The 5,297-nt window shown below is 45.0% G+C and carries 6 protein-coding genes; 2 read left to right on the plus strand and 4 right to left on the minus strand.

Annotation, left to right across the window (positions count from 1 at the left end):
• Positions 1 to 188: 188 nt before the first annotated feature.
• The 3 genes from A3763_RS10540 to A3763_RS10550 form a co-directional block, all read right to left on the minus strand.
• Positions 189 to 1,487, minus strand: coding sequence for an OFA family MFS transporter (locus A3763_RS10540; protein ID WP_068509488.1), 1,299 nt, complete (start codon positions 1,485 to 1,487; stop codon positions 189 to 191).
• A gap of 157 nt (positions 1,488 to 1,644) precedes the next feature.
• Positions 1,645 to 2,511 (minus strand): RNA pseudouridine synthase, encoded by an 867-nt coding sequence (locus A3763_RS10545; RefSeq protein WP_197470093.1) that lies wholly within the window; start codon positions 2,509 to 2,511, stop codon positions 1,645 to 1,647.
• A gap of 29 nt (positions 2,512 to 2,540) precedes the next feature.
• Positions 2,541 to 3,227, minus strand: coding sequence for a tRNA-uridine aminocarboxypropyltransferase (locus A3763_RS10550; RefSeq protein WP_068509490.1), 687 nt, complete (start codon positions 3,225 to 3,227; stop codon positions 2,541 to 2,543).
• 435 nt (positions 3,228 to 3,662) lie between these two features.
• On the opposite strand from A3763_RS10550, the gene A3763_RS10555 reads away from it, so the two are divergent.
• Both A3763_RS10555 and A3763_RS10560 read left to right on the plus strand, forming a co-directional pair.
• On the plus strand, positions 3,663 to 4,097 hold the full coding sequence (locus tag A3763_RS10555) for a group II truncated hemoglobin (RefSeq protein WP_068509492.1): 435 nt from the start codon (positions 3,663 to 3,665) through the stop codon (positions 4,095 to 4,097).
• Positions 4,094 to 4,417 (plus strand): hypothetical protein, encoded by a 324-nt coding sequence (locus tag A3763_RS10560; protein WP_068509494.1) that lies wholly within the window; start codon positions 4,094 to 4,096, stop codon positions 4,415 to 4,417. Before A3763_RS10555 ends, A3763_RS10560 begins: the two co-directional genes overlap by 4 nt.
• 8 nt (positions 4,418 to 4,425) lie before the next feature.
• On the opposite strand, the gene A3763_RS28580 is transcribed toward A3763_RS10560, so the two are convergent.
• A partial coding sequence (locus A3763_RS28580; RefSeq protein ID WP_197482880.1) for a hypothetical protein occupies positions 4,426 to 5,297 on the minus strand: 872 nt, incomplete at its 5' end.

Genomic DNA, 5,297 nt, shown 5'->3' on the forward strand with positions numbered 1-5,297 from the left:
GAAGGCTTAGCCGTAACTGCAGACAATACTGTTTATGTCGTCAATGACAATGACGGTGTTGATGATAGCAATGGTGAGACGCAGTTAATCAACTTAGGTAATGATTTACTAAACTAAGTGTTAAACAGGTTTAGTCTTACTTAAACAAAAGGGGCCGGTCGATTTAGACCCGCCCCTTTTTTCATGCTCTAGGCAACACTCTTAGGTTCTTTCATTCGTAATGCAACGAAAGCGGCAATCGCCAGTAGAATTCCAGCCACGATAAATGACCAGACATAGGATCCGGTACTCGCGACTATCGCTCCCGATATTTTGGTCATCACAAAACCGCCTATTCCCCACGAAGTAAACAGAAGGCCATAATTGATACCAAAGGACTTCAAGCCCCACCAACCCTTACAAAAGGCAGGAAAAAGCGCCAGATTGGTACCGTAATTAAAGCCAATAAAGGTCGCCGACAAGACAATAAAGAACGCCATCGCCCCCTCACTAGAGACGACGAATATCGCCAGAAACATATTCAAAGACTGAAGCGCCAGGAAGATTGCCAAGGCAAGGTTTTTACCCATGGCATCAGACACCACGCCAGCAATAATCCGTCCTGAGGCATTACCTACCGCCATGATGGCGACGACGATAAACGCAGCGTTACCCATACTTTGCTTCGCCATCCCAGCCACGCTACCAATCACCATTAGCCCGGCTCCAGCGCCAATAAAATACAGAAACCAGAGTTTCCAAAATGAAGCCGTTTTAATAACCAGTGATGCATCCATGGATCTTTCAGGCTCACTGCGTTGAACCGGTTCCAAGTCTTCTTGCTCTGTTTTGGCAGGCAGTTCTTTAACTACATTCTGATCCGAAGATTCTGGTTCAGCAGGAACATAGCCCTCAGGCGGATTCTTAAGAAAACGGGATAGAATGCTTAAGGCAATAAAGAATGCAGCGCCAAAAAACATCATGGTGCTTTGCAAACCCCACTCACCAACAAGGTAAGAAGCCAAGGGGGCAATATAGACAGGTGCCAAGCCAAAGCCTGCAACGACCAAACCCGCAATAAGTCCGGTCTGCCCGCCGGGGAACCACTTCAGTGCAGGTGGCGTAGCCGAAGCATAACCAAAACCGATACCTGCACCGGTGAGCACACCAAAACCAAGCACCCAAGCTGTATAACTCGTGCTTTGCGAAATCACCAGCAAACCTGCACCCACTAACACGCCACCAATCAGTGCCGTTACCCTGGGCCCTAATAAGTCCTGGCACTTACCCGCCAGAATCATCGTAAAGGCAAACACTAAACAGCAGATGGCATAAGGATCGCCAACCGAAGCTCTGTCCCAATTAAATCCACCGGCACCGCCCGCTTCAATTGATTCAACAATCTTGGATTGATAAATGCTCCAGGTATAAAGCACCCCTAGAGCCAGGTTGATCCCTGTACCCGCGATGGCTACCTTCCACCCCGGATTCTTTAGTATTTCAGACATATCCCTTCCTTATCTCTACGAACATGAAGACCGCCTTTAGGAGGCGAGTGAGATTTTTTTATTGAGTGCTCAATATAGTCTGAGTACGGCAGAAGAAAATGACGGGAGTCAACAGGTGCGTAGATTAGGCTTAGTTTTTGAAAAATTGGAATAGTGCCTAGAGACAAAGATGATCTTGCTCAGCGACTTTGAAACTCTGTTTACAATGTTCAAACGGGCAGTCAAAACTCAGTGATACCGACTGCAATTGCAGATCCCTAACACCCTCAGCTTCCGTGTCACATGATTTACCATATAGCCGGTCGCCAACAATCGGGTAGCCTAAGGAGGAGATGTGTTGGCGAATTTGGTGCTTGCGGCCCGTTAGTAATCTAACGTCAAGTAGGGAATACTCGCCCTTACCTTCAACATAAGAAAACATACTACATGCGGCTTTACCCTCCACAGGGCTATTTACTTCATAGTCTTGCGGGAAGATAGAAAAATCACCGTGCACAATTGCCTGGTAGCGTTTATCAACCCTCCCCTGACTAAACATCTCACTAAAGCATTGCGCAGCTTTTTTACTATGACATAAAACCATTAAACCCGTGGTTGCTCTGTCCAACCGATGGACTAGAAAGACAGGTCGTTCATGGGTATTGCTAAGCTTAGCAAGGTTTACTTCTACCCAACGATTAATACTGGCAAAGTCTCCCCATCGGCTTCCCTGGCAGTTCAGGCCATAGGGTTTGAACCAAATACTGTAATCATAAGCATCATGGATCAACTTTGGTTCAGGGATAGCTTGCCTGAGAACTTCAGCGTTATAATTAAGTTCAAGCTCATCACCAGCCTTTAGCGCCTTACTAGCTCGCCTTAAACGCTGCTTCCCCTTCCCTCGATGCAACCATACAGCGCCTTTTTGCATGGCGTCTTTTATCTTGGCTTGCGAGAGATTCGTATGACTGGCGAGTATCTGGCTTGCCTTAATGTGGCAATTACTTTCATCGAGCGTTAGTTTGAATTCGACTATTTCTGTCACATTATTAACCTTAGATTAAAGACACAATATTAGCGTTTAAGAATGATATTCGCCTTACCCGCCAAATAACGCTCTCGAAAGAGTTTAAAGTATTTATCCAAGCTTTGCGCAGCTTCATGCTCACCCGCCAACTTCAGTACTTCAACACCCACTTCGGCCGTACATAACTGATGATCCTGTGATGCTTCGCGCAGCTGATAATTTGACACCTTTTCAGGGCTAATCCCCAACACAGGAAAAGGCCGAAGATAAGCACTACGAAACATTTTTTTAGCCTCTCGCCAAGTTCCATCTAAGATAATAAATAAAGGCCTCTTGCCATGCACTTGACTCTCTATTTCAACCGGGTTTCGAATACACTGATCAGCTTCTGCATACTCATGAGGAAAGACCACGATAGGAAAGTAATCTGGATTCTCCAATAGATCGCGCAAAGCAGCCTCCTGCTCGGTACGTTGCCACTGGAAAGCATAATTGTCAGGGATAAGATCTGCGATGATGCGTCCGGTATTACTGGGCTTAAATACTTCCCCCTGATAGAGAATAAAACAAAATGCACAAGCAGCCTCAACAACGGGTCGCTCTGCACAGATGCAATGATGCTCAACTAATAGGCATGACGGGCACCTTTCTAACTTGCTACCACGAGCAGAAAAAGGCCGATGTATCTTTTTACTCTGCTCATCTCGTAATTTTGAGACTGCATTAAGGTGCATAACTCTCCGACTTCTTTGCAATTTTAAGGATTCTAATGACTGAATTGTAAACCATAATAAAACACGCACTTAGGCGTTTTACAGGCTGGTCTGCTTAGTTTAACTTTAATGGCATCTTAATTACTTAATAATTCAAACCTTTTTATTAAACGAATCCGCCCTTCCAGATAAGCCAATCACGATTTAGTATCACTCAATTTGACTTCAAGATTTTTCACGTCATTATTAAGCACATGACAAGCTCAGAAACTAAACGCCCTTATCAAATCTCCAATCGTGCTGAATCAACTGCTCAAACTATTTGTGGCCGCGACTGAATTATACCTCTGGAAGTGATGAGGCATGGTTTAAATCAGGGCACTGAACAAACTGACAAAACATTGCTTAAGCTAGTAAAGGCTTGGTAAGTGTGAGAAAACAAAGTTAGATAACTTAATGAATATTAGCGATAAACAGTATGGCCAAGGTGACTCGACCTTTGTTGCCGCAGGCGGTGAACCGGGACTGACACGTTTAGTTGATACGTTCTATTTAATGATGGATACCCTACCCGAAGCACAAGTCATTCGGAAAATGCACCCTGAAGATTTGACTCTATCCCGACAGAAGCTCACCTACTTCCTGGCCGGGTGGATGGGTGGACCGCGTTTGTATATGCAACACTTTGGATCGATTAGCATCCCTAAAGTACATAGCCACCTCACCATAGATAGTGAAGAAAGAGACGCCTGGATGCTATGTATGGAGAAAGCTCTCGACACTCTCGAATACCCAGAGTCTTTCAAAAGCTATTTATTAGAACAGCTATTTAGACCTGCAGAGATGATTCATCAAACCAGCCACAGCAAACATGACGAGGAGCCTTCGTGAGCACAACCCCCTTATCCATTCTCTCCGACCTGGCCACCGACACTCACGTAAAAATCCAGCAAGAGCACGCCAACATTAATCCGGTTGTCGGTGTCAGCAAAAATATGCGAGCTAACGGGATTCCGGCCGACGTCATGACAATTGATTGTCTGAAAAGTGGTAAACGAATCATCTTGATTCTGCATGATGAACAGCCCGAACAGCTTATGTATCAGTTCGCTTACCGAGATAAGGACCCTGATGATGCATTTCAGCAAATCAAGCTGGCAGATATAAGCGTCGACCTACTCTATACCTGGATAGTGGAATACTTCTCTTAGCGGCAAACTTACAGCTCGTAACCCAGGTAAAAGTATACCGAGCTGGCACCATGATCATTGGCACCGTAGCCCAAAGCAACTGGGCCCATTATGGTGTCGGTGCCTAGATAGATACTACCACCATAAATAAGCTCTTCGAGGTCGACTTTCTCATCCTGTCTCCACACATTCCCAGCTTCTGCGCTAAGTCCTACGTATAAGGGCAAACCTGTTTTTCTAATAAAGCCTCCACGTAAGTCGTATTGATAAATCAATGCCATAAAGGCCTTATGCGGCCCGCTCAGGTCTCGCTCGTTAAAACCGGACAGGTTTAAAAAACCACCTAAAGAAGCATTGTTAACACTGTGTTCGCCATCATCTACGAACATCTTATTAAAAGCAGCCTTGCCTACAAAGGCATGGCTATCAATACTAATCGCGCCCTTCCACTCAAAGCCAAGCTGAGTAGACTGGACGCCGAAATCACTTTGCCCTCCATCTTGAAGCGTTACATTATCAGCATCTTCTTCTTTATGAATAAGGGAAAGCTCAATTCGATTTCCTTCTGTTGGAAAGCTGGCACTATTTAAGCTGTCATAACCCAGTTTAAGATAAGCTCCATACGTGTCATAGTTTATCTTTTTGGAGAGTAAATAGTCATTATCCAAACTCCCCACTTCAGCCAAACCGCCCACTTCAAGTATTCCATTCCTGGAAAAGTTAAACCCCAAACCCGCCCGAAGCTGATGAATATTCTGCTCGACAGTTAAGGGAAGAACATTGAGGTCAAGTAGACGCCAGTCAACAGACTCGAAGGCATAGCGACCTAAAGTATAAAAAGTACGGGATTTTGTTAGTGGCCAATATAACTCCGTATTTAACTCAGGATCACTTCCCAGCT

The sequence above is a fragment of the Oleiphilus sp. HI0128 genome (assembly GCF_001635365.1).

Bases quoted from the DNA above. Each gene is read 5' to 3' on its own strand.
- A3763_RS10550 (WP_068509490.1), bottom strand. From the start codon at position 3,227: ATGCACCTTAATGCAGTCTCAAAATTACGAGATGAGCAGAGTAAAAAG.
- A3763_RS10540 (WP_068509488.1), bottom strand. From the start codon at position 1,487: ATGTCTGAAATACTAAAGAATCCGGGGTGGAAGGTAGCCATCGCGGGT.
- A3763_RS10555 (WP_068509492.1), top strand. From the start codon at position 3,663: ATGAATATTAGCGATAAACAGTATGGCCAAGGTGACTCGACCTTTGTT.